Origin of the sequence: Xenorhabdus vietnamensis, assembly GCF_002127535.1 — a bacterium.
GTDB lineage: Bacteria > Pseudomonadota > Gammaproteobacteria > Enterobacterales > Enterobacteriaceae > Xenorhabdus > Xenorhabdus vietnamensis.
Genome location: NZ_MUBJ01000101.1, coordinates 1 through 920 on the forward strand (window position 1 = coordinate 1; position 920 = coordinate 920).

The window sequence follows — 920 nt, forward strand, 5'->3', positions numbered from 1 at the left end:
GCGGTCAGTTATCTGCTGAGATTACGATCGACCAAAAGCCAAATAACTATGCGGTCATGTCTGAATAAAATAGCGAACATGTTCGAAGCCTTTGACCTGACGACATTTGACTGGTCAACATTAGACAAAACGAAGGTCCAGATAGTGATCAAACGGTTAATTAACCAAAACAAAGCCCCCAATACCATCAATCTCATGTTATGTGCGATCAAAGGTGTCGCTGAAGAAGCGAGATCCAGCCGTCACATCGACAGCCATACGTATCAGGACATCAAATCGGTAAAACGGCTCAAAGGTGTCCGTGTCAGTAAAGGCAGGATGCTGGAGAAGAGTGAAATTCAAAAAATATTCCAGTACTTTGACCGTCTTAACAGTGCCATTGCTGTCCGTGATGCAGCCATGTTTGCCGTCATGGTAGGGTGCGGGTTAAGGCGTTCTGAAGTTGCAGATTTGAAATATGAGGATATTGATTTTGAAAGCTCACTTATCATTATTCACGGTAAAGGGAATAAAGAGCGTGAGAATTATATGCCTGACGAAATTAAAGAACGGTTATTGTTATGGGTGAATGAGGTACGAGGACCCCACGCAGGCTATCTGTTTAACCGTATATTAAAAAATGATGATGTGACAGGTAACAAGCTGGGCACATCATCAATTCGTTTTATTTTTGCACGATTATTGAAAAATTTAAATAGTAATATGAAGGAATTTACACCACATGATTTAAGAAGAACCTATGCTTCATCATTACTTGAAAATGGTGAAGATATTTTCACCGTGAAAGATGCCCTGGGTCATGCCAGTGTAACGACAACCCAGCAATACGATAAACGGGGTAAAAAACGTCTTCAAGAGGCGGCTAAGCGATTAACATTCAAATAAGAAAAAGATGAAAAAGTGATAATGAGGGTTAAATT

The 920-nt window shown here is 40.2% G+C and carries 1 protein-coding gene; it reads left to right on the forward strand.

Annotation, left to right across the window (positions count from 1 at the left end):
- Nucleotides 1-885, forward strand: an 885-nt coding sequence (locus Xvie_RS20375) for a tyrosine-type recombinase/integrase (protein ID WP_086110891.1), incomplete at its 5' end; no start/stop codon positions are given.
- Between the last annotated feature and the right edge of the window lie 35 nt (nt 886-920).